General features: G+C 72.7%; 13 protein-coding genes. 11 read left to right on the forward strand and 2 right to left on the reverse strand.

Going from position 1 to position 19,730, the window contains the following annotated elements; all coding sequences use genetic code 11:
* Nucleotides 1-42: 42 nt before the first annotated feature.
* The gene (locus AADR41_RS34615; RefSeq protein WP_342285852.1) at nucleotides 43-1,215 is read right to left on the reverse strand and encodes an acyl-CoA dehydrogenase family protein; all 1,173 of its coding nucleotides are present in this window, start codon (nucleotides 1,213-1,215) and stop codon (nucleotides 43-45) included.
* A 700-nt stretch (nucleotides 1,216-1,915) separates the two neighbouring features.
* Between AADR41_RS34615 and AADR41_RS34620 the strand changes: the two genes are divergently transcribed.
* The 10 genes from AADR41_RS34620 to AADR41_RS34665 are packed head-to-tail and all read left to right on the forward strand — an operon-like array spanning nucleotide 1,916 to nucleotide 14,735.
* A complete protein-coding gene (locus AADR41_RS34620) occupies nucleotides 1,916-3,628 on the forward strand; it encodes an ABC transporter ATP-binding protein (protein ID WP_342285853.1) in 1,713 nt (570 codons plus the stop codon).
* Nucleotides 3,625-5,373: an ABC transporter ATP-binding protein gene (locus AADR41_RS34625; RefSeq protein ID WP_342285855.1), complete on the forward strand. Its 1,749-nt coding sequence runs from the start codon at nucleotides 3,625-3,627 to the stop codon at nucleotides 5,371-5,373. The genes AADR41_RS34620 and AADR41_RS34625 overlap by 4 nt, the downstream gene beginning before the upstream one ends.
* A gap of 12 nt (nucleotides 5,374-5,385) precedes the next feature.
* On the forward strand, nucleotides 5,386-6,732 hold the full coding sequence (locus AADR41_RS34630) for a hypothetical protein (RefSeq protein WP_342285856.1): 1,347 nt from the start codon (nucleotides 5,386-5,388) through the stop codon (nucleotides 6,730-6,732).
* Nucleotides 6,733-6,736: 4 nt separating this feature from the next.
* Nucleotides 6,737-8,329, forward strand: a complete 1,593-nt coding sequence (locus tag AADR41_RS34635; RefSeq protein WP_342285858.1) for a condensation domain-containing protein — start codon at nucleotides 6,737-6,739, stop codon at nucleotides 8,327-8,329.
* Nucleotides 8,330-8,364: 35 nt separating this feature from the next.
* On the forward strand, nucleotides 8,365-8,649 hold the full coding sequence (locus AADR41_RS34640) for an acyl carrier protein (RefSeq protein ID WP_342285859.1): 285 nt from the start codon (nucleotides 8,365-8,367) through the stop codon (nucleotides 8,647-8,649).
* Nucleotides 8,646-9,974, forward strand: a complete 1,329-nt coding sequence (locus tag AADR41_RS34645; RefSeq protein ID WP_342285861.1) for an ATP-grasp domain-containing protein — start codon at nucleotides 8,646-8,648, stop codon at nucleotides 9,972-9,974. The genes AADR41_RS34640 and AADR41_RS34645 overlap by 4 nt, the downstream gene beginning before the upstream one ends.
* Entirely contained in the window at nucleotides 9,971-11,338 is a 1,368-nt protein-coding gene (locus AADR41_RS34650) for an FAD-binding oxidoreductase (RefSeq protein ID WP_342285862.1), read from the forward strand. The genes AADR41_RS34645 and AADR41_RS34650 overlap by 4 nt, the downstream gene beginning before the upstream one ends.
* A 12-nt stretch (nucleotides 11,339-11,350) precedes the next feature.
* Entirely contained in the window at nucleotides 11,351-12,406 is a 1,056-nt protein-coding gene (locus tag AADR41_RS34655; protein ID WP_342285864.1) for an amino acid--tRNA ligase-related protein, read from the forward strand.
* A 5-nt stretch (nucleotides 12,407-12,411) separates the two neighbouring features.
* Nucleotides 12,412-13,953 carry an AMP-binding protein gene (locus AADR41_RS34660; protein ID WP_342285869.1) on the forward strand — a complete coding sequence of 514 codons (1,542 nt, stop codon included), beginning with the start codon at nucleotides 12,412-12,414 and terminating at the stop codon, nucleotides 13,951-13,953.
* Nucleotides 13,953-14,735 (forward strand): hypothetical protein, encoded by a 783-nt coding sequence (locus AADR41_RS34665; RefSeq protein WP_342285865.1) that lies wholly within the window; start codon nucleotides 13,953-13,955, stop codon nucleotides 14,733-14,735. The genes AADR41_RS34660 and AADR41_RS34665 overlap by 1 nt, the downstream gene beginning before the upstream one ends.
* On the opposite strand, the gene AADR41_RS34670 is transcribed toward AADR41_RS34665, so the two are convergent.
* A complete protein-coding gene (locus tag AADR41_RS34670) occupies nucleotides 14,725-16,089 on the reverse strand; it encodes a hypothetical protein (RefSeq protein WP_342285867.1) in 1,365 nt (454 codons plus the stop codon). The genes AADR41_RS34665 and AADR41_RS34670 overlap by 11 nt on opposite strands.
* Before the next feature lie 305 nt (nucleotides 16,090-16,394).
* Here AADR41_RS34670 and AADR41_RS34675 point away from each other — a divergent pair, with 305 nt between their 5' ends.
* The gene (locus AADR41_RS34675; protein ID WP_342285868.1) at nucleotides 16,395-19,661 is read left to right on the forward strand and encodes a non-ribosomal peptide synthetase; all 3,267 of its coding nucleotides are present in this window, start codon (nucleotides 16,395-16,397) and stop codon (nucleotides 19,659-19,661) included.
* Nucleotides 19,662-19,730: the final 69 nt, after the last annotated feature.

Here is a 19,730-nt window from a genome sequence, read left to right on the forward strand (position 1 = left end):
CTTCCTCGACTGAGCCGAGCCGGCTTCCGCCCGGGGCCCGGCTCAGTCGAGGAAGTCCTCGCCGGTCAGCAGCAGCTCGGTGTTGACCGCGTTGAGCTTGTCGTTGGCGATCATGATCCTTCCCGAGTAGAGGTCGCGCAAGTGGCGGGCCACCGAGTAGTCGCCCTCCTCCGAGTACCCCGCCATGCCGCAGACCTCCAGCGCCAGCGCGGCCACCCGGACCGATTCCTCCGAGGCGGACACCTTCAGCGCGTTGGCCGGCACGGTGAGGTCCCGGGGCGGGCCCCCGGCCGTCCGGCTGTCGGCGAACTCCGCGGCGAGCCCCCGGACTTCCGCCCGCAGCATCGTCAGCACGGCGTGCATCCGCCCCAGGCGCGAGTCCGGCACGAACGTGCTGCCGCGGCGGCCCGCCTTCGCCTTCGCCTGTGAGAACGCCACGGCGCGACGGAAGGCGTCGGTCGCTATCCCGGTCCAGACGGCCGCCCAGAGGATGTGCGAGAGCGGGACCATGACACCTGTGGCGATCGCGCTGAACGGCTCGGCCAGCACCTGGGCGCGCGGCACGACCGCCTGGAGGTGCTGCGGCGAACTGCAGGTGCCCCGCATGCCCAGCGTGTTCCACGGGCCCGTGCGCCGCAGCCGCGCCTGCTCCGCCAGGACCAGCACGAGGACCTGGTCGTCGGGTGCGGCCCGATCGTCCCGCCGGGCCGTGACCAGCAGGCTGTCCGCCTGCTCTCCGTAGGAGACGGTGGTGGCGTGCTTCTCCAGCAGGTAGTCCTCACCGGCCTGGATCAGGGCCGCCCTGCTCATCCGGAGGTTGCCGCCGATGCCGGCCTCGGACGTGACGGAGGCGACCAGGTGCTGTTCGGCGGCGGCCCGGCGCAGATAGTCCGCGAGCACCGGCCGGCCCGCCGCGCTCGGCACCAGGCAGGCCAGCTGGAGCTGGTGCATCGCCCAGATCATGCCCGTCGAGCCGCAGTGCCGGCCGATCCGCATGGCGAGCTCCGCCAGTGCGGGCGCCGCCAGCCCGGCCCCGCCGTACTCGGCCGGGATGGCGACGGAGAGCAGTCCGCTCTCCTTCAGCGCATCGATTCCCTTGTGCGGGAAGCTCGCCGTGCGGTCGGCCGCGTCGCCGCCGGCCAGCAACGTGTCGCGCAGCGCGTCGACGCGTTCGAGGGCCTCGGCGGCTGTGGCGGGGGCGGCTGCGCTAGTCATGGGCGAGTCCTCCAGGCGGCTTGCGTGTCGCGGCGCTCGACGGGCCGCGAGGCGTCGGGCGGTCCGTCGCGGGATGGCCCACGGACCGCGGAGTGACCGAGGCTAACCACCTCGCCCGCGATTGTCAGCGAGGTAACGGAGCGCACGTCCCGCGGACCGGTCGCCGGCTGCACCAACGACCCCGATTTCGCCGGGAGATGACGGCGACAACGAAGTGACGTATCGTCAATTCCGTGTTCTGCGCCACATGTAAGCCCGTCGGGCGTGGCGCTGTCCGGCGCACCTCCCGTAAATCCCGTACGGTCGAATCGAATGCCGCCCGTCGCCGCGGCCGCCTTGTCCGCAGTGGCGGCGCCGAAATAGGACCGGTGGTCGCGGCCATTCCGGACGAAGTGCCCCGCGGCGCGTACGGGAATGACCAAGTCACTAACACCCGGTGCAGCACGGCCATTTGAATGGTTGACAGGCGAATGACGCGACTGTTTTTATGGCGTCGGTCCCATCACGGCGAGCGGTTTCTGGTGCTCGCCCAGTTGCTCCGGACCACGGCTCTCCGTGCCCGTGCGGCGACCGGGCCGACCCCTGGTGCCGAACTGTTCCGTCGAGCCGGGCAAGGGTTTCACTCGCGAGGGAGTGCAGTGGTGAACGATCGAGGAATCATCCGGCGCGCGCCGGGTGTGCCCGGCCGGCCGGTGGGCGAATGAGGCGGCGGCTCCACCTGCTCCTGTCCTACCTGGCGCCGAACTGGCGGATGGCGGTCTTCCTGCTCCTGCTCCTGTTCGCCGAGGTCGGACTGTCGTTGTGGAACCCGCAGTTGCTGGGCCGCTTCATCGACCGGGCGAAGGACGGCGCCGACGTCGACACGCTGGTGCGGATCGCCCTGGTCTTCATCGTGCTGACCATCGCGCACCAGATCGTCGTGTCGGTCGCCGGCTACTTCGCCGAGGACCTCGGCTGGCGGGCGACCAACCGGATGCGGATGGACCTCACCGACCACTGCCTCGATCTCGACCTCGGGTTCCACAAGGAGAAGACCCCGGGAGAGCTGATCAAGCGGGTGGACGGTGACGTGGCCACACTGGCCCAGTTCTTCTCCACGTTCACCTTCCAGATCTTCGCCAACCTGCTGCTCTCGCTCGGCATCCTGGCGGTCAGCTTCGGCGTGGACTGGCGGCTGGGCCTGATCCTCCTGGTCTTCTCCCTCGCGGTGATCCCGGTGCTGCGCCGGACCCAGCGCGTGGCCTCGCCGTTCTTCCAACGGCTGCGGCAGGACAACGCCGACATAGCCGGCTTCCTGGAAGAACGCATCATGGCGACCGAGGACATCAAGGCCAACGGCAGTGACGCCTGGACCCGGGGACGGCTCGACGCACTGCTGGAGCGTCTGCGGCGCACCATGCGGGCGGAGAGCGTCGCCTTCCGGGCCTCCTCCAGCGCCCTGGAACTCAGCGTCGCGGGTGCCACCGCGGCCATCCTGGTGGCCAGCGCCCTGCTGCTGCGCGGCGGCGGCATCACGCTCGGCACGGTCTACGTCAGCTACTTCTACGCCAGCCTGCTCAGCCTCACCCTGTTCCGGATCTCCAACCGCATCGACGGCCTGCAGACCGCGATCGCCGGCATGGACCGGATCGCCGAACTCTCCGAACGGCGGACCGCGGTACCGGACACCGGCCACGGCACGCTGCCGGAAGGCCGGCTCTCACTCAGCTTCGACGACGTGGACTTCGCCTACGTGGACGGCCGCCCGACCCTGCGCCGGGTCGGCCTCCGGCTGCCCGCCGGCGAGTCCCTGGGACTGCTCGGGCGAACCGGCAGCGGCAAGACCACGATCGGCCGTCTGCTCTACCGCGGCATGGACCCGCAGCAGGGCTCGGTGCGGCTCGGCGGCGTGGACATCCGTACGGTTCCGCTCGCCGAACTGCGGTCCCGTGTCGGCGTGGTGACTCAGGACGTCCACGTACTGCACGCCTCCGTCCGGGACAACATCACACTCTTCGACCCGGCCGTCCGCGACGAACGGATCGAAGAGGCGATGTCGGTGCTCGGCATGCGGGAGTGGCTGGACGCACTCCCGGAAGGGCTGGACACGGTGATCAGCGACGGCGCGCTCTCCGCGGGCCAGGCCCAACTGCTCACCTTCGCCCGGGTCTTCCTGCGCGATCCCGACGTGGTCCTGCTGGACGAGGCGTCCTCCCGGCTGGACCCGGCGACCGAACGGATCGTGGGCGCCGCCGTGCGCAAGCTGCTCCAGGGACGCACCGCCATCGTCATCGCGCACCACCTGGACACGGTCGGGCAACTGGACCACATAGCGGTGCTGGAGGCCGGAGAGGTCGCCGAGTCGGGGCCGCGCGGCGAGCTCGCGGGCACCGAGGGATCCCGGTTCTCGGCTCTTCTGGCAGGTGCGGCATGAGCGCGTTCCGAGTCTTCGGGCAGATCGCCAGGTCCGCACCGGGCGCCTTCGCCCTCGACCTGCTGATGCAGCTGCTGCGCAGTGTGTTCCCGCTGGTGCCCGGCCTCGTGATCCGGGAGATCCTGAACCGGCTGAGTGACGGCGGGAGTCTGTCCACCGGCTTCTGGGTACTGATCGCGATCCTGGTGGGCGCCGCCCTGGCCCGGGTCGCCTCGCTGCTGGTGTGTGTGGCCTACGACGGGATCTGCGAGGCCGCCGGCATCGGGCTGCTGATGCGCAACGGCTTCGCCCGGGTCCTGGCCAAGCCGGGCGCGGTACGGCTGAAGCACCCCACCGGCGACGTGGTGTCCCGGCTCACCGACGACACCGCCACCGTGTCCAGCACCGTCGTCTACACGCTCATGGTGATCGGAGCGGCGGTCCAGGCACTGATCGCCATCGCCGTCATGGTCACCATCGATCCGCTGATCACCGCGGTGGTCTGCGTGCCGCTGATCGTGGCCGGCTTCCTGATCAACATGGCCAGCAAGAAGATCAAGCACTACCACCGGCAGGGCCGGGAAGCGGCCGGCGACGTCAGCGCCTTCCTCGGCGACGTGTTCAACAGCATCCAGGCGATCCAGCTGGCCGGCGCGAAGCCGCATGTACTGGACCGGTTCACCCGCCTCAACGAGGTCCGTCGCAAGCGGACCGTGCAGAGCCGCCTGTTCACCGATGTGTTCCTCGGTGCGGTCTGGAACAACACGACCGCGATCGGCACCGGGCTGGTGCTGGTACTGGCGGCCACGCACCTGCACGACGGCACCATGAACGTCGGTGACCTCGCGCTGTTCATCGTCTACGTCGGCTGGGTGACGGACTTCACCTCGCTGTTCAGCCAGAACCTCGCCCTGGTGATGCAGTCCGGGGCCTCGCTCCAGCGGATCGAGGACGCCGTGCCGGGCGCGGTGAACGCACTGCCCGAGCCCGTACCGGCACCGGTGGCCCCGCCGGGCGCCCCGCTGGACACCCTGCGGGTACGCGGCCTCGGATACCGGCACCCGGAGTCCGGCCACGGGGTCACGGACGTCGGCTTCGACATCGCCGCCGGCGAGTTCGTCGTCGTCACCGGCCGGGTGGGCGCGGGCAAGTCCACACTGCTGCGCACGGTTCTCGGACTGCTGCCCCGGGACAGCGGGGAGGTGAGCTGGAACGGGCAGGAGGTCCACGAGCTGGTACCGCCCATGGCCGCGTACACCTCCCAGGTTCCCCGGCTGACCAGCGACTCGGTGCGTACCAACGTCCTCGCCGGACACGAGGCGGACGAGGACGGAGTGCGCCGGGCCCTGGCCGGCGCGGTCTTCGACGACGACCTGACCGCCCTGGAGGAAGGCCTGGACACGATGGTCGGACCCCGGGGCACCAAGCTCTCCGGCGGACAGGTGCAGCGCGTCGCCGCCGCCCGGATGCTCGTCCGGGACACCGAGCTGCTGGTCTTCGACGACATCTCCAGCGCACTGGACGTCAGTACCGAACGGGAGCTGTGGCACCGGCTGCTGGACCAGGGGGCGCCGCGCAGCTGCCTGGCCGTATCGCACCGCCGGCCCGCGTTCGAGCGCGCCGACCGCATCGTCGTGCTGAAGGACGGCGAGGTGGAGTCGGTCGGCACTCTCACCGAGCTGCTCGAATCAAGTGCCGAAATGCGCCACTTGTGGGCCGGTGCCGCTGGTGAGCGACAGCAGAGCGGCGATGACCGCACCGGGTGAGGGGAGCACATCGTGACGGGGAACGGGACCGAGGCGCGCACGATCGTCGTGGCCGACGGGGGGAGACAGGTACTGGTTCACGGGGAAGGCGGGCAGTGGTCGCTGCCGCGCCACCCCGCCGGAGGACCGGAGCGCGTACGCGCCGTCCTGCGGGAGCGCTGGGGCGGGGACACCGTCCGTCTCGGCACCCTGGTCGACACCGCGAGCGGCCCGGAGGCCGGCCTCGTCTACGCACACCACTGGTGCGCGCAGCCGTCGGCCGCCCCCGGGGCCGCGCGGTGGGTGAGCGCGTCCGGCATCGGGGCGCTGACCGGTCTCGATCCGGTGGACCGGGCGCTGGCCGAGGGCTGGTTCGGAGGTGAGTTCGCGCTCCCGGACGTGCCGTGGACGCGTCCCGGCTGGTACGCCGAGGCGACCGGCTGGCTCACCGCCCGGCTGCGCGAGCGCGGCACCGGCCTCACCGGCCCGGTCGAGCAGTTCCTCGTCTCGCCCTGGGCGTGCACCTTGCGTGCGCCGACCGAGGAGGGCCATGTCTTCCTGAAGGCGGCGCCGCCGGGCTTCCCGCACGAGGCGGTCCTGACACAGCGGCTCGGCACCTGGTTCCCCGACAACATCGTCCCGGTGATCGCCGTGCAGCCGGAACACGGCTGGCTGCTCTCCGCGGACATCGGCGACTGCACCTTCATCGAGGACGTGACCGCCGCCGAGGACGTGCCCCGCTACCGGTCGTCCGTCCAGCGGTACGCACAGATGCAGCAGGCCACCACCGAACGGATCGCCGAACTGGTCGAGTTGGGTGTACCCGATCGCAGACCCGGCGTCCTGCCGGGCCTGTTCGAGCGGATGCTCGCCGAACCGGAGCGGCTCGGGATCGGGCAGGAGTGGGGGCTGACCACCGAGGAGTACCGCCGACTGCTGGACTTCCGGCCGGAGTTCGCCCGCCGGTGTGCCGAGCTGGCCGCGGTCGGACTCCCGGACGTACTGGTCAACATCGACTTCTGGCACGGCAACGTCTCGTTCCGCCCGCAGGGAGACATCTTCTTCGACTGGGCGGAGACGGGCATCGGCCACCCCCTGTGCGGGATGACCACGGTCCGGCGGGAGTTCGAGCAGAACGAGATCGCCGACGGCGAGCGGGTCCGGCAGGCCCTGACCGACGCGTACCTGGACCAGTGGACGCCGTACGTGTCACGGGACCGGATCACCGACGCGCATCCGCTGGGAGAACAGGCGGCGATCGTCTGGCGGGCCTGGTCGTGGCGTGACTGCGTCGTGCCCGTGCCCGCGCCGCAGCGCCACGACGGGTTCCGGCACGCGGTCGCGGCCAACCTGCGCAGATTGCTGGCCTTCGTTGACTGAGCCGATGAAGACCCCGGGGGTGCGCCGCCGGGCCGGTGGCGCGGAGCGCCGACGGCACGAGGAGGCGGAGCTGACGGCAGCCGTGGCCGGGATCTGGCGTGATCTGCTCGGCGCCGAGGCCACGGACGACGACGATTTCTTCGAGCTGGGCGGCGACTCGCTGCTGGCCACCTGGACCGCTGCCCGGATCCAGGACGAGCTCGGCATCGACGTCACTCTTGACGACCTCTTCCAGCAGACCCGGCTGGGCGCGCTCGTCGCCCACCTGCGGCTGCTGCCCCGCCGGGCGCGGAGCACCGACGCGGCGACGCAGTCCGCCGACGGAGCGCTCACCGCCGCGGAGCGGGCCGTGTGGCTCGCGGCGGAGCTCGCACCGCAGGCGACCGCGTACCTGATCAGCGTGGTGGTGCGGGTGCGCGGCGACCTCGCCGCGGACCTGCTGGAGGACGCGCTGGGCGATGTGATCGCCCGGCACGAGGCGCTGCGGACGGCCTTCGTGCTGGCGGGCGCGGAGCCGGAACGACGGGTCGCGGCATCGGTGCGCGTTCCGGTGACCCGGGTGACCGAAGCGGCTCCGCCCGGTCAAAAACGGCTGCGCGAACTGGCCGCCGAGGACGCCGGACACGCCGTCGACCTGGGGCAGGCCCCCTTGTTCCGGGCCCGGCTGGTCACCGATCGCGACCGCGCGGCCGCCCTGCTCCTGACCGTGCACCACGCCGTCTTCGACGCCCGGTCGCTGGAGCTGCTGGTCCGTGAGCTCGGCGAGTGCTGCGCCGCCCGCGCCGAAGGCGGGGTCGCCGACCTCACCCCGGTGCCCGGCCCCGGTGTGTTCGGGGCACGGCAGCACGCGTGGCTGGCCGGACCCGAGGGCCGGCGAGCGGTCGCGGAGCTCGCCGGGAGCCTGACCGGGCTGCCCGACGGCGTCCCGTTCCCCCGGTCGGTGCCGTCCGGCGCCGGGGAGGGGCTCGGCGCGCAGCGCCGGGAGCCGGTCGACGAGGGCCTCGCGCGTGCCGTGCGGCGCCTCGCGCTCCGGCACGGTGCCACGCTGCACATGGTCGGCCTGGCCGCCTTCGCCGTCGCGCTGGCCGGCTGGACCGGCACCGACGACCTGGCCGTCGGTGCCGCCTTCAGCGGGCGTACCACTCCCGAGTCGCAGAACGCGATCGGCTGCTTCGTCAACGTGCTGCCGATCCGGGTCCGGACGAACGGCCCCGAGCCCTTCGCCGACGTACTGGCCCGGGTCCGGGACGCCACCCTCTTCGTCGCCCGCCACCAGGACGTGCCGTTCGAGAGCGTGCGCGCCTGGTTCCGGCAGGAGGGCGGGACCGCGCCCGAGATCCGGGTGGCGTTCGGCGCGCAGGACGTGGCCAGGCCCGCCTACCGGGGCGAGGGATTCGAACTGACCGGCCGCGAGGCCGACACCGAGCAGGCCCGGCTCGATCTGACCTGCTGGCTGGAAGCGGCCGGGGAAGACAGCCTGCAGGCCTTCTGGACCCACCGCCCCGGCCTGCTCGCCTCATCGGACGTGGCGGCCCTGCACCAGCGCTTCGTCGATGCGCTGCGGGACGCGACCGGGGCGGAGCCGACGGACAGCTGAATCCGTTTCGGCCGGCACGAAGCACGGGAGAGAACATGCAGGAGAATCACATACCGGTTGGTAGGAATGTTGTCGACCGGGCAACCGCTGTCGTCACCGAGGAGTGGTGCCGGGCGCTCGACACGACGGACCCCTCACCGGCCGACGACTTCTTCATGGCGGGCGGGAACTCGCTGCTGATCGCCACGATGATCGACCGGGTCGAGCAGCGGCTCGGCATCCTGTTCCCGGTCGAGGTCGCGTTCATCGACGGCACCCTGGGTGCCCTGGTCGACGCCTGCGCGGAAAGACTGGCGACCGCCGAGGGGACGACCGCGTGAGCGGCACCCCGCCGCGGCTCGGCGTGCTGCACGCGCCGCACGCGGCCGCGAACCTGCGTGACCTGGTACTGGCCGGACGTGGCCTGTGCGAGGTCGTGCTCGTCGTCCGTCGCGAGATCGCCGCGGCCGAACCGGACATGGTCCGCCTCGGACAGTCGCTGGCCACCGTCGCGGTGATCGGCGACGACGTCCCGCGCGAACTGGCCGCACTGGGCCTGGACGGCCTGGTGACCTTCCACGACGCCGAGCTGGAGGCGTACGACGCCGCGGTGCGCGAGCTGGGTCTGCCCGGTGCCACCGAGGCCGACCACCCGTGGGACAAGCTGGTGCAACGGCGCCTGCTCAACGCGGCCGGCGTCTCCACGGTGCGTTCGGCACCGGTCGACTCCCCGGAGGGGCTGATCGGGGCCGCGGCGGAGGTCGGGCTGCCCGCGGTCCTCAAACCCCGCCGGGGCACCGCCAGTACGGACCTCAGCTTCCTCTCCGGACCCGCGGATCTGGAGGCCGAGCCCGGCCGGCGCCAGAACTGGTCCGGCCTCGTGCTGGAGCAGATGATCGAGCGGGCCGCGCACCCGTCCGGCCGCCACTGGCTGGCCGACTACGTGTCGGTGGAAACGGTGACCCACCGCGGCGAGCACACACATGTCGCGGTCTTCGACAAGACACCGCTCGCGGTGGCCGGCGGCACCGGGCCATGCCGCCACGCGGTGCGCGAGACCGGCGACGTGCTGCCCGCCCAACTCCCGCCGCACGTGCTCGACGCGGTGCTCGCCACCACCTCCGCGGCACTGGACGCGCTGACCGTACGCGACCGGGTGAGCCACACCGAACTGCGCGTGTCGCAGGACGGGGTGGAGGTCATCGAGGTCAACGGCCGGCTCGGCGGCGAAGTGGCCGCGATGATCAGCATGATGGGCGGCGGCGGCCTGGTCCGGGCCGCGTTCGAGGTGGCGCTGGGCCGCCGGCCCGAGACCGCCGCCCCGACCCGGCCGGAGGTGCTGGTCAGCCTGTACGTGCCGTTCCCGGAACGGACCGGCCCGGTCCGCTCGTCCGTCACCCGGCCGCAGATACGGGAACTGCCCGGCGTGGTGCGGGTGGACGAGGTCGCACAGCACGGGGACGCACGCTCCGACACCGCGTTCCACGCGGTCAAGGTGCTGCTCACCGCGGCCGACGCGGAGTCGGCGGGACAGCTCGTGCGCACCGTGGCGACCCGCGTGGCGCAGCTGTTCGAGGCCGACGGCCTGCTTGCCGACCCATGGCTTCACCAACTGGCCGGAAACCCCGGCGAGCCCAGCGCAGGAACCGGAGGAACCACCACATGAGCAGGACGGCCGAAGAGGCCCTGCGAGCGGCCTTGCGGCCCGGCGATCCGGGCTACGACGAGGCCCGCCGGGTGTGGAACGGCATGATCGACCGGCGGCCCGCCGTCATCGTCCCTTGCTCCGACGCGAGCGACGTGGCCGCCGCGCTGCGGTACGCGACAGCCAACGGCCTCGCGGTGACGGTACGCGGCGGCGGTCACAACGTCGCCGGTCTCGCCCTGGCCGACGACGCCCTGCTCATCGATCTCGGCCCGATGCGGCGCGTCGACGTCGATCCGGAGCACCGGACGGCGGTCGCCGGGGGCGGGGCGCTGCTCGCGGACCTCGACGGTGCCACCCTGCCGCACGGCCTGGCCTGCCCCGTCGGGGTGGTCTCCGAGACCGGGCTCGGCGGGCTGGCGCTCGGCGGCGGATACGGCTGGCTGGCCCGCAAGTGGGGGCTGACCTGCGACCATCTGGTCGCCGCCGAGGTCGTCCTGGCCGACGGCAGCATCGTGCAGGCGTCCGCCGAGAACCATCCGGAACTGTTCTGGGGGCTGCGCGGCGGCGGCGGCAACTTCGGCGTCGTCACCAGGTTCACCCTGCGCCTGCGACCGGTGGGGGACGTCTGGGTCCGCTCCACCGTGTACCCGATCGAGCAGGCCCCCGACGCCGTGCGGGCCTACCGGGACGCCATGCCCGCGCAGCCCGACGACCTTCAGCTGACCGGAGCCTTCAAAAGGGCGCCCGCAGCCGACTGGATACCCGAGCGGCTGCACGGCGAGCCGGTGCTGGCGTTCACCACGGTGTGGCTCGGCGCGGAGGGCGGCCCGCAGGCCGCCGCCGGGCTGTTCGCCGACTGCCCGCCCGCCGGCACGTTCGACCGGGTCGTCCCCTTCGCCGAGCTGCAGTCCATGGGCGACGGCAGCGAGCCGGCCGGCCGGCGGTACTACACCACCTCCGGCTATCTCACCGACCTGCCCTCCGACGCCGTCGACGTACTCGTCCGGTACGCGGTCGACGGCCTGACCACGTACTCCACCATCGACCTGGGCTACTTCCGGGGCGCGGTGGCACGTGTCGACGACGACGCCACCGCCTTCCCGTCCCGGGACGCCTCGTTCATCTGCTCCGCCTCCGCGGCCTGGGACGACCCGGCCGACGACGACCACGGCCGCGGCTGGGCCGGCGGCCTGATCCGGGACCTCGGGCCATGGCGGTCCGAGGGCAGCTACGTCAACTACACGCAGCGCAGCGGCCGCAGCGCGGCCGACGTCTACGGCGCCGACCGGTACGCCAGGCTGGCGGCCCTCAAGGCGCAGGTCGACCCCACCAATGTGTTCCGCGGAAACCACAACATCAGCCCCTCGCCCACACGCGTCTGAAGGACGGCCTCAATGAAGACTGCTGAAATGGCGGCAGCCGGTTCGCTGAACGCCCCCCGCCTCTGGGCGGACGCCGACGGAGGCTTCCTCCGCTCACTGGGATCCCCCTGGGCACGGCTCGTCGCCGGACTTCAGGACACCGTCGTACGTGCCACGTACAACTACGCGCACAGCCGCTCCGTGCGGGCCCTGCACTTCCCCATCACCACCCGTACCGTCACCTGCCCCACCGGCCTGGGCAGCGACTCGGTGCCGGTGCCGGTCCAGGTCAACGGGGTCGAGACGTACCTGGCCGACTCGATGCAGTTCATGCTGGAGTACGGCTGCCGGGTCTCCCCGCAGGGCTGCCACAACATCCTGCCGTGCTTCCGCGGCGACGAGCCCGACGCGACGCACCTGGGCCAGTTCGTCCACAGCGAGGCCGAGATCCCCGGTGATCTGGACGACCTCGTCGACTACGTCAACGGCTACGTACGGGCCATGGCCACCGCCGTGCTCACCGAACACGACGAGACGCTGCGCGCGGTGCTCGGCGACGTCGGCCACCTGGAACGGGTGGCGGTCGGCGACCAGCCCTTCGAACGCCTGCGCTTCGAGGAGGCGGTGCGGCTGCTCGACGGCGAGGGCGTCATCACCTCCGCCGACGGTGCCCGGTCGCTGAGCCGGGCGGCCGAGCGCCGGCTCATGGAACTGGTCGGCGAGTTCGTCTGGGTGACCCACTTCGACCACCTCAGCGTCCCCTTCTACCAGGCGTTCGAGAACGGGAACGAGCGGGTGGCGGAGAACGCGGACCTCTACTTCGGCATCGGCGAGGTGGTCGGGGCCGGGCACCGGCACACCACGGGGGAGCAGGTCCGCGAAGGGCTCGCGCTGCACAAGGTGCCCGAGCAGGAGTACGCCTGGTACGCGCAGATGAAGGACGAGGCCCCGATGGTCACCTCCGGGTTCGGGCTGGGTGTGGAGCGGTTCCTGCTCTGGGCACTGCGGCACGACGACATCCGTGACATCCCGCTGGTCTCCCGCATCGCGGAAGAGCAGGCCTGGCCGGCCTCGGTCGACCGGCCGTGACCCGGATGCCCGGTGCCCGGCCCCTCTACGACTGGTTCGGCGAGACCGCCGCGCGCACGCCCGAGGCGGTCGCGCTCGACACCGCCGAGCGGCGGCTCACCTACGCGGAGCTCGCCGGCCTGGTCGAGCGGACGGCGGCCGGCCTGGCCCGGCACGACACCGCCGTGGTGGGCCTGTGCACCGGCGGTACGCTCGCCGGCTACGTCGGCTACCTGGCCGTGCTGCGGCTGGGCCGCACCGTGGTGCCCATCAGCCCCCGCTCGCCGGCGGCCCGCAACCGCTCGGTCCTGGAACAGGCCGGTGCCGGGCTGGTCCTGGCCGACCGCCCGTCGGCAGGCGTCCTGTGCCCCGCCGACGGCGAGGAGCCGTGGACCGTACCGGTCCAACCGCTGGAGGAACTCCTTCAGGGGCCGGAGACACCGGCACCGGCACCGGACCTCACGGAGCGCCCCGCCTACATCCTGTTCACGTCGGGGTCGACCGGCGAGCCGAAGGGCGTGCCGATCAGCCACGCGAATGTGTCGGCGTTCCTCGGCTGTGCGATCGACCGGTACGAGCTGGGCCCCGGCAGCCGGGTCTCACAGACCTTCGGCTTCACCTTCGACCCCTCCGTCCTGGATCTCTTCGCCACCTGGGGGGCCGGCGGCACGCTGGTGGTGCCGGAGAAGCGCGAACTGCTGATCCCCGCCACGTACGCCCGCCGCCGTGCCCTGACCCACTGGTTCTCGGTGCCCTCGGTGATCACGCTCGCCCGGCGGTACCGGGCGCTGCCCCCGGGGTGCCTGCCCGATCTGCGGTGGAGCGTCTTCATGGGCGAGCAACTCACCCTGGACCAGGCACGGACCTGGGCGGCGGCCGCGCCGGACAGTGTGATCGCCAACGCGTTCGGACCCACCGAACTGACCGTGCTCTGCGCCGACTTCCGGCTGCCCGCCGATCCGGGGGACTGGCCGGAGACCAGCAACGGCACCGTGCCGATCGGTACGGTGTTTCCGCACCTCGACGCCGTGCTGCTGGACGAGAACCGCCGCCCGGCGGACGACGGGGAGCTGTGCGTGCGCGGGGCGCAGCGGTTCGGCGGCTATCTCGTCGGCGCTCACAACACCGGCCGGTTCATGAGCCCCGAGGGGGTGCCCCTGGGGCAGGCGGCGGGGGAGGTGCCGGCCGACCAGTGGTACCGCCCCGGCGACCGGGTGACACGGGAGCAGGGGGTGCTGGTCCATCAGGGCCGGCTGGACCGCCAGGTGAAGGTGCGCGGACAACGCATCGAGCTCGGCGAGGTGGAGACGGCGCTGCGGCGGTGCCCGGGCGTGACCGAGGCGGTGGTGCTCGACGTCCCGCGCGCCGGCGAGGGCGTCCACCTGCGGGCCGTGCTCACCGGCGATCCCGGCCCGGGCGCGGACGTCCGTCGTGAAGTGGCCCGTCTGGTCCCGGACTACGCCGTGCCGGAGAGCTTCACCTGGCTGCCGCAGCTGCCGCTCAACCTCAGTGGCAAGGTGGACCACCACGCGCTGCGGCACGTGGTGGCGGACGAGGAAGGGTGCTGATGAGCAAACCACTGTGGCGGTCCCTGCGCCGGCCGGAGGGTGCCGCGGGCACCGTACTCGCGGTCGACTTCGGCCCCCGGCCGAACCAGCAGGGCTTCGCCCGGCTCGCCGCGAACCTGCCGGGCGGGGAAGGGGTCCACCTGACCGTGCCGCTGGGCATCGGCGCGGACCTGCGCGGCGAGGCGGATCCGGACCGCTTCGTGGACCGGTGGTCCGCCGCGCTGCCGGAACCGGAGCGCCCGGTACGGGCGATCGTGACGTTCTGTGCCGGCGTCGCGTTCGCCGACGGTCTGCGACGGGCCTGCACCGGCCCCGACGGCCCCCCGGCCCTGGTCGCCATCGACCCCACGGAGGTCGCCGGAGCACTGCTGCGGTCGGAATTCGTGGCCGCCACCGAGACGTTCCGGGCCCACCTGGACGAGCGGATGCTCGCCGATGCCACGGCCGTCTGCGACGCCCTGGCCGATTCGGACGATCTGGCTTCGGTCGCCGAGCGGCTGCGGGACGAGCAGCGGCGCATCGTGGAACACGCCACGGCCCGGGCCGGGATGCCCGAGCACCTGCGGACGATGCTGTGCGCGCGCTTCGCCGACTACCTGGGCTATCTGGTGGCCGCCGCGCGCCGGACCGGCCCGGTCGAGGACGCGACCGTCATCGCCTCCGCGGACCATCCGCTGCCCGGCTGGTGCGCGGGCCACCCGTCACGCCTGGGCACCGTCCACGACGAGCTGCTGGGAGATCCGCAGGTCGCCGAGCTGGTGCACGGGGCGATCACGTCGTGACCGGCACCGCCGGGCCTGCGGCCGGGGACAGGGCGGCCTCGGCCAGCCGGTCGGTGAGCCGGCGGACCTGCTCGGCGGGGTGAAGCCGGGCGAAGTCCGGCTCCGCGGCGAGGCGGTCGGGCAGCCCGGTGAACCCGGCCGCCGGCTCACCGGCGCAGATCTCCCGCGCGACGGCCGCCAGAGCGCGCAGGTCCCGGGCCACCGCGGCGGGCGCCGGAGGACCTTCGGTGGCGGCCGCCGCGACGGCGGCGTGATGCCAGTCGGTGATCTGGAGGCCCGGATCGCGCCAGCCGTCGTGCACCGACTCGCCCTGGGCCGGCCGGGGAATCCCCATCACCGCGCGTGTGCTCAGCGCGCAGTGGGCGATCTGCCGGGCATGCGCGTGGGCGAGTCCCGCGCCGATCTGCCGGATCATCCCGGCCCGGACGGCGGGGGTGAACAGCGAGCGGTACAGGGCCAGGATGTGGTCGAGCCGCAGCAGTTGCTTCTTCTCGACATGGAACATCAGCACCGGCCCGGGCGGGTGGTGCTCCAGCGTGTCCACCGTGACGATGCCCGGGTGGTCGAGCTCGCGCAGCAGCAGGTACTCGCGCAGCACCGCCTCGTCGGTCCTGGTGCGGGACGTGCCGGGGGCGTAGACGCGTACCCGGCACGGCGCCTTGTCCCAGACCGTGCTCCACGCGACGAAGTCCTGCCACCGGTCGGTCAGCGCGACCGGCTTGGCGGTCAGCTGCCAGGTGCCGACACGCGGCCAGTGCTCGACCGGATGCATGCCGATCCGGTCCAGCAGCCCGGGCAGGGCCCGCAGGAAGCGCCGGCCGGGCCGTTCCGCGCGATCGCTCGCGGGCTGCCCCAGGAGGTCCTGGGTGACGCGGGGCAGCGACGGGCCGGACGGTTCGTCCGGGCCGAACACCCCTTGCGCGTCGGGCCCGGTGAGGTCGACGCAGGAGCGCGGATCGCTGAGGAACGCCGATCCGCGGACCGGGGGCACGGTCAGGAACTTGCCGGCCGCGGCCCGGCGCAGCACCGCTGTGAGGTGTCGCGCCTTGACCGCGGCGACGTCACGGGTGCTGTCCGATGCCGTCGTGGTGCCGTTGCGGGTACGCAGCCAGATGCCGTCCTCGTTGCGCAACCGGCCCTGGGACACGTCGACTTCGAGCAGGTGCAGCCCGTCGGGGCCGGCCACCAGCAGATCGACGCTGTGCAGATGACCGGTGTCCGCCACGAAGGAGAAGTTCGCCCAGGCGCGGTGAGGTCCGTCGTCCGGAAGGGACTGCCGGATGGGTTCCAGTGCTCTGGGCTCGGCCGAGAAGTACCACGGCGCGACAGTCGTCCAGCGATCGTTCTGTATCAAACGCGAGTTCCTTGAAGGGCTTTGCGAAAGAAGTCAGGCGAGGAAGAGGGCAACGCTAGCAGACCCGGAAGGCCACGGCACAGCCGTGCCAGGGCGCCCGGAGTCCCGCTGTCCGCGCCCACCGGCCGGCCAGGGGCTGTGATCGCCGTCACGATCGATGGTGCCGCCTGTGAACGGCCGATAGCCTCCTGCCTGTAGCGGCGGTCGTGGATCACCGGGGAAGTCCCCCGCCGCGCAGCCAACTTGCACCCGGCGGCCGGCCCTTGCTCCACGCGCCCCGGGGGGACCGGGATGCCGGTACCTCCATGGACGGGCGGGACCTCGTCATCAACGGGAATCAGCAGATCGTGGAATCTCTTCGCCGTGACGGCCGCGGACACGCCCGTCACCCGGACGAACGGGGAGCGCAGGCGGTGCGCCCGGCCGGGGCCGTCCCGCTGTCGTTCGCACAACGACGGCTGTGGTTCCTCGACCTCTGGCAGGGGCCTTCGTCGGCCTGCGTCGTGCCGCTGGCGCTGAGGCTCTCGGGCACGGTGGACCGAGCGGCGCTGCGTGCCGCGTTCCAGGACGTCCTGGAACGGCACGACACACTGCGGACGGTGCTCACCGAGCACGACGGCGAACCGGTGCCGGACGTGGTGCCGGCCGAGCGGGCCGTCCGGTCGGCCCTGACCGAGGAACCGGTGCCCGCCGATGCCGGCGAATGGGCCGACGGCATCGTGCGGCGGGGCTTCGACATCACGGTGGACCTGCCCTTGCGGGCGGTACTGGGAACGATCTCGCCCACCGAATCGGTCCTGGTGATCGTGGTGCATCTCGTCGCGGGCGACGAACGGTCGATGGAGCCGCTGACCCGGGACCTGGCACGGGCCTATGCGGCGCGTCGTGCCGGGCGGGCCCCCGACCGGCGGCCGCTGCCGGTCCGGTACCGGGACCACGCCCGGCGGCAGCGGGACTTCCTGGGTCCGGCCGACGACCCCGGCAGCGTACTGAGCGCACAGACCCGGTTCTGGCGCCGCGAACTCTCGGGCATCCCGGCCGAACTGGCCCTGCCGCGCGACCGGCGGCGGCCGGCCCACGCCGTCGGCCCCGGCGCCCTGCTCCGCTTCCACCTCGACGCGGAGCGGCACCGGGCCGTCACCGCGCTGGCGGCCGCCGGCCGGGTGACCGTCCTCATGGTGCTGCAGGCGGCCCTGGCGGTGACGCTGCAAGGCTTCGGCGCAGGCGACGACATCCCGCTGGGCACCCCGGTCACCGACCGCGCCGACGACATCCCGGACGACCTCGTCGGCTTCTTCGGCAACCTCCTGGTGCTGCGCACCGACCTGTCCGGCGACCCCACCTTCCAGCAGGTGCTGGCGCGCGTCGCGGCATCCGGGGCGGCCGCCCACGAGAACCGGCACGTCCCCTTCGACGCCGTCGTCAAGGCGCTCGATCCGCCCCGCTCCACCAACCACCACCCCCTCTTCCAGGTCGTGCTCGAACTGGGGGAGCGTCCTCGACCCCGCCCGGACCTGCCGGGGCTGGACGTCACCCGGGAAAGCCTTCGGACCGGCTCGACGGGGTTCGACCTGCGGTTCTCGTTCACGGAGCGCACTGGTGAGCAGGGCGGACCGCTGGCGGGCGAACTGTGCTACGCGGCCGATCTGTTCGACGCGGTCACCGCGCAGCGCATCGTCCAGGGGCTGCTCCAGGTGCTGACGGCGGTCACCGCCGACCCGTCGACGCCGGTGACCGGCATCGACGTGGTGACGGCCGCGGACCGGGACATGCTGCTGCGGGAACGGAACGACACCCGGCTTCGGCTCCCCGGCGGGGTCCTGCCGGACCTCTTCGCCCGGCAGGCGGCCCGCACCCCCCGCAACCCGGCCGTGGTCTTCGGCGGCCGGGAGCACACCTACGCCCGGATCGACGAGGACTCGAACCGGCTCGCCCGCCACCTCGTCTCCCGGGGCATCGGACCGGAGGACCGGGTGGCCGTCGCCCTGCCGCGCTCCGAGCGGCTCGTCGTCGCCCTGCTGGCCGTCCTCAAGGCGGGAGCCGCCTATCTGCCGCTCGATCTCACCCATCCGCAGGCCCGCACGGACCACCTGCTCCGGGACGGCCGCCCGGCCGCGGTCCTCACCGACCGGACGGTCCGCACGGCGGCCCTGACCACCACCACGCCGGTGATTTTCACCGACACCGACCTCGGTCACCTGCCCGGCACCCCCGTCGACGCGGCCGACCTCAACTTCCCGCTGCGGCCCGAGCACCCCGCGTACGTCATCCACACCTCGGGCACCACGGGGCTCCCCAAGGGCACCGTCGTGGAGCACCGGGCGGTTGTGAACTTCGTGACGGCCAACACGGCGGCCTACGGGATCGACGAGGAGACCCGTCTGCTCGGCTTCGCCGCCGTCACGTTCGACGTGTCGGTCCTCGAAATCTTCGCCGCGCTGACCTCCGGCGCCACCCTGGTCCTGGCCGACGACGAACAGCGCACCGACCCGAGGCTCCTGCAACGGCTGATGAGCGAGGAGTCCGTCACCGTCGCCGACCTCCCCCCGGCCCTGCTGCCGATGCTGAAGCCCGGCGCACTTCCCGGGCTGCGGCTGATGTCCGTCGGCGGAGAGGCGCCGGCGGGGCGCCTGGTCGACGAATGGGCCACGGCGGACCGGCAGTTCTGGAACGCCTACGGCCCCACCGAGACCACCGTCAGCGCCACCCTCATGCGGTGCCTTCCCCCGGCCGGGGACGGCTCCCCTCCCATCGGGCGGCCGATGGCGAACACCCGGGTGTACGTGCTGGACGACGCGCTGCGCGTCGTACCGCCGGGCGCGACGGGCGAGTTGTACCTGGCCGGGGCGCAGCTGGCACGCGGCTACCTGGGACGTCCGGGGCTGACGGCCGGACGCTTCGTCGCCGACCCCTTCGGAGGCCCGGGGGAGCGCATGTACCGCACCGGCGACCTGGTGCGCTGGAACACGGACGGCGAGCTCGTCCACGAAGGGCGCGCGGACAGCCAGCTGAAGGTGCGCGGCTTCCGCATCGAAGCCGGTGAGGTGGAGTCGGCGCTGCTGGACCGGCCGGGCGTGGCCGAGGCAGTGGTGCTGGCCCGGGAGGACCGCCCCGGGACGGCCCGGCTGACGGCCTACGTGGTGCCGGAGGGAGAGGGCGGCCCGGGTGCCGTGGACCGGACCCGGCTGCCCGCGGAGCTGCGCCGGGCGCTGGGCACGCGGCTGCCGGACTACATGGTGCCGTCCGCGATCGTCGTGCTCGACGCGCTGCCCACCACCGTGAACGGCAAGCTCGACCGGAAGGCGCTGCCGTCGCCCGGGAAGCCGCCGGGCAGGGCCGCGCGCGGGCCGCGGACGCCGGTGGAGGAACTGCTGGCCGGGATGTTCGCGCAGGTGCTGGAGCTGGACGTGGTGGGCGTCCACGACGACTTCTTCGCACTGGGCGGGCATTCGCTGTCGGCCCTCCGGCTGGTGAGCCGGATCGGCGCGGTACTGGGTGTGCGGCCGTCCGTCCGCGAGCTGTTCGCCGCGCCGACGGTGGCCGGGCTCGCGGCCGCCCTGGGCCGTGGCTGACCGGCCGCGCCCGGTGGGAGCGGCCGGCCACGGCCCGGCCGGGGGGGGGGGGGGGGGGGGGGGGGGGGG

The sequence above is a fragment of the Streptomyces sp. CLV115 genome, assembly GCF_038448545.1.
In the GTDB taxonomy this organism is placed as follows: domain Bacteria; phylum Actinomycetota; class Actinomycetes; order Streptomycetales; family Streptomycetaceae; genus Streptomyces; species Streptomyces sanglieri.

Bases quoted from the DNA above. Each gene is read 5' to 3' on its own strand.
- AADR41_RS34615 (WP_342285852.1), bottom strand. From the start codon at position 1,215: ATGACTAGCGCAGCCGCCCCCGCCACAGCCGCCGAGGCCCTCGAACGC.
- AADR41_RS34620 (WP_342285853.1), top strand. From the start codon at position 1,916: ATGAGGCGGCGGCTCCACCTGCTCCTGTCCTACCTGGCGCCGAACTGG.
- AADR41_RS34625 (WP_342285855.1), top strand. From the start codon at position 3,625: ATGAGCGCGTTCCGAGTCTTCGGGCAGATCGCCAGGTCCGCACCGGGC.
- AADR41_RS34635 (WP_342285858.1), top strand. From the start codon at position 6,737: ATGAAGACCCCGGGGGTGCGCCGCCGGGCCGGTGGCGCGGAGCGCCGA.
- AADR41_RS34640 (WP_342285859.1), top strand. From the start codon at position 8,365: ATGCAGGAGAATCACATACCGGTTGGTAGGAATGTTGTCGACCGGGCA.
- AADR41_RS34650 (WP_342285862.1), top strand. From the start codon at position 9,971: ATGAGCAGGACGGCCGAAGAGGCCCTGCGAGCGGCCTTGCGGCCCGGC.
- AADR41_RS34655 (WP_342285864.1), top strand. From the start codon at position 11,351: ATGAAGACTGCTGAAATGGCGGCAGCCGGTTCGCTGAACGCCCCCCGC.
- AADR41_RS34660 (WP_342285869.1), top strand. From the start codon at position 12,412: ATGCCCGGTGCCCGGCCCCTCTACGACTGGTTCGGCGAGACCGCCGCG.
- AADR41_RS34665 (WP_342285865.1), top strand. From the start codon at position 13,953: ATGAGCAAACCACTGTGGCGGTCCCTGCGCCGGCCGGAGGGTGCCGCG.
- AADR41_RS34675 (WP_342285868.1), top strand. From the start codon at position 16,395: ATGGACGGGCGGGACCTCGTCATCAACGGGAATCAGCAGATCGTGGAA.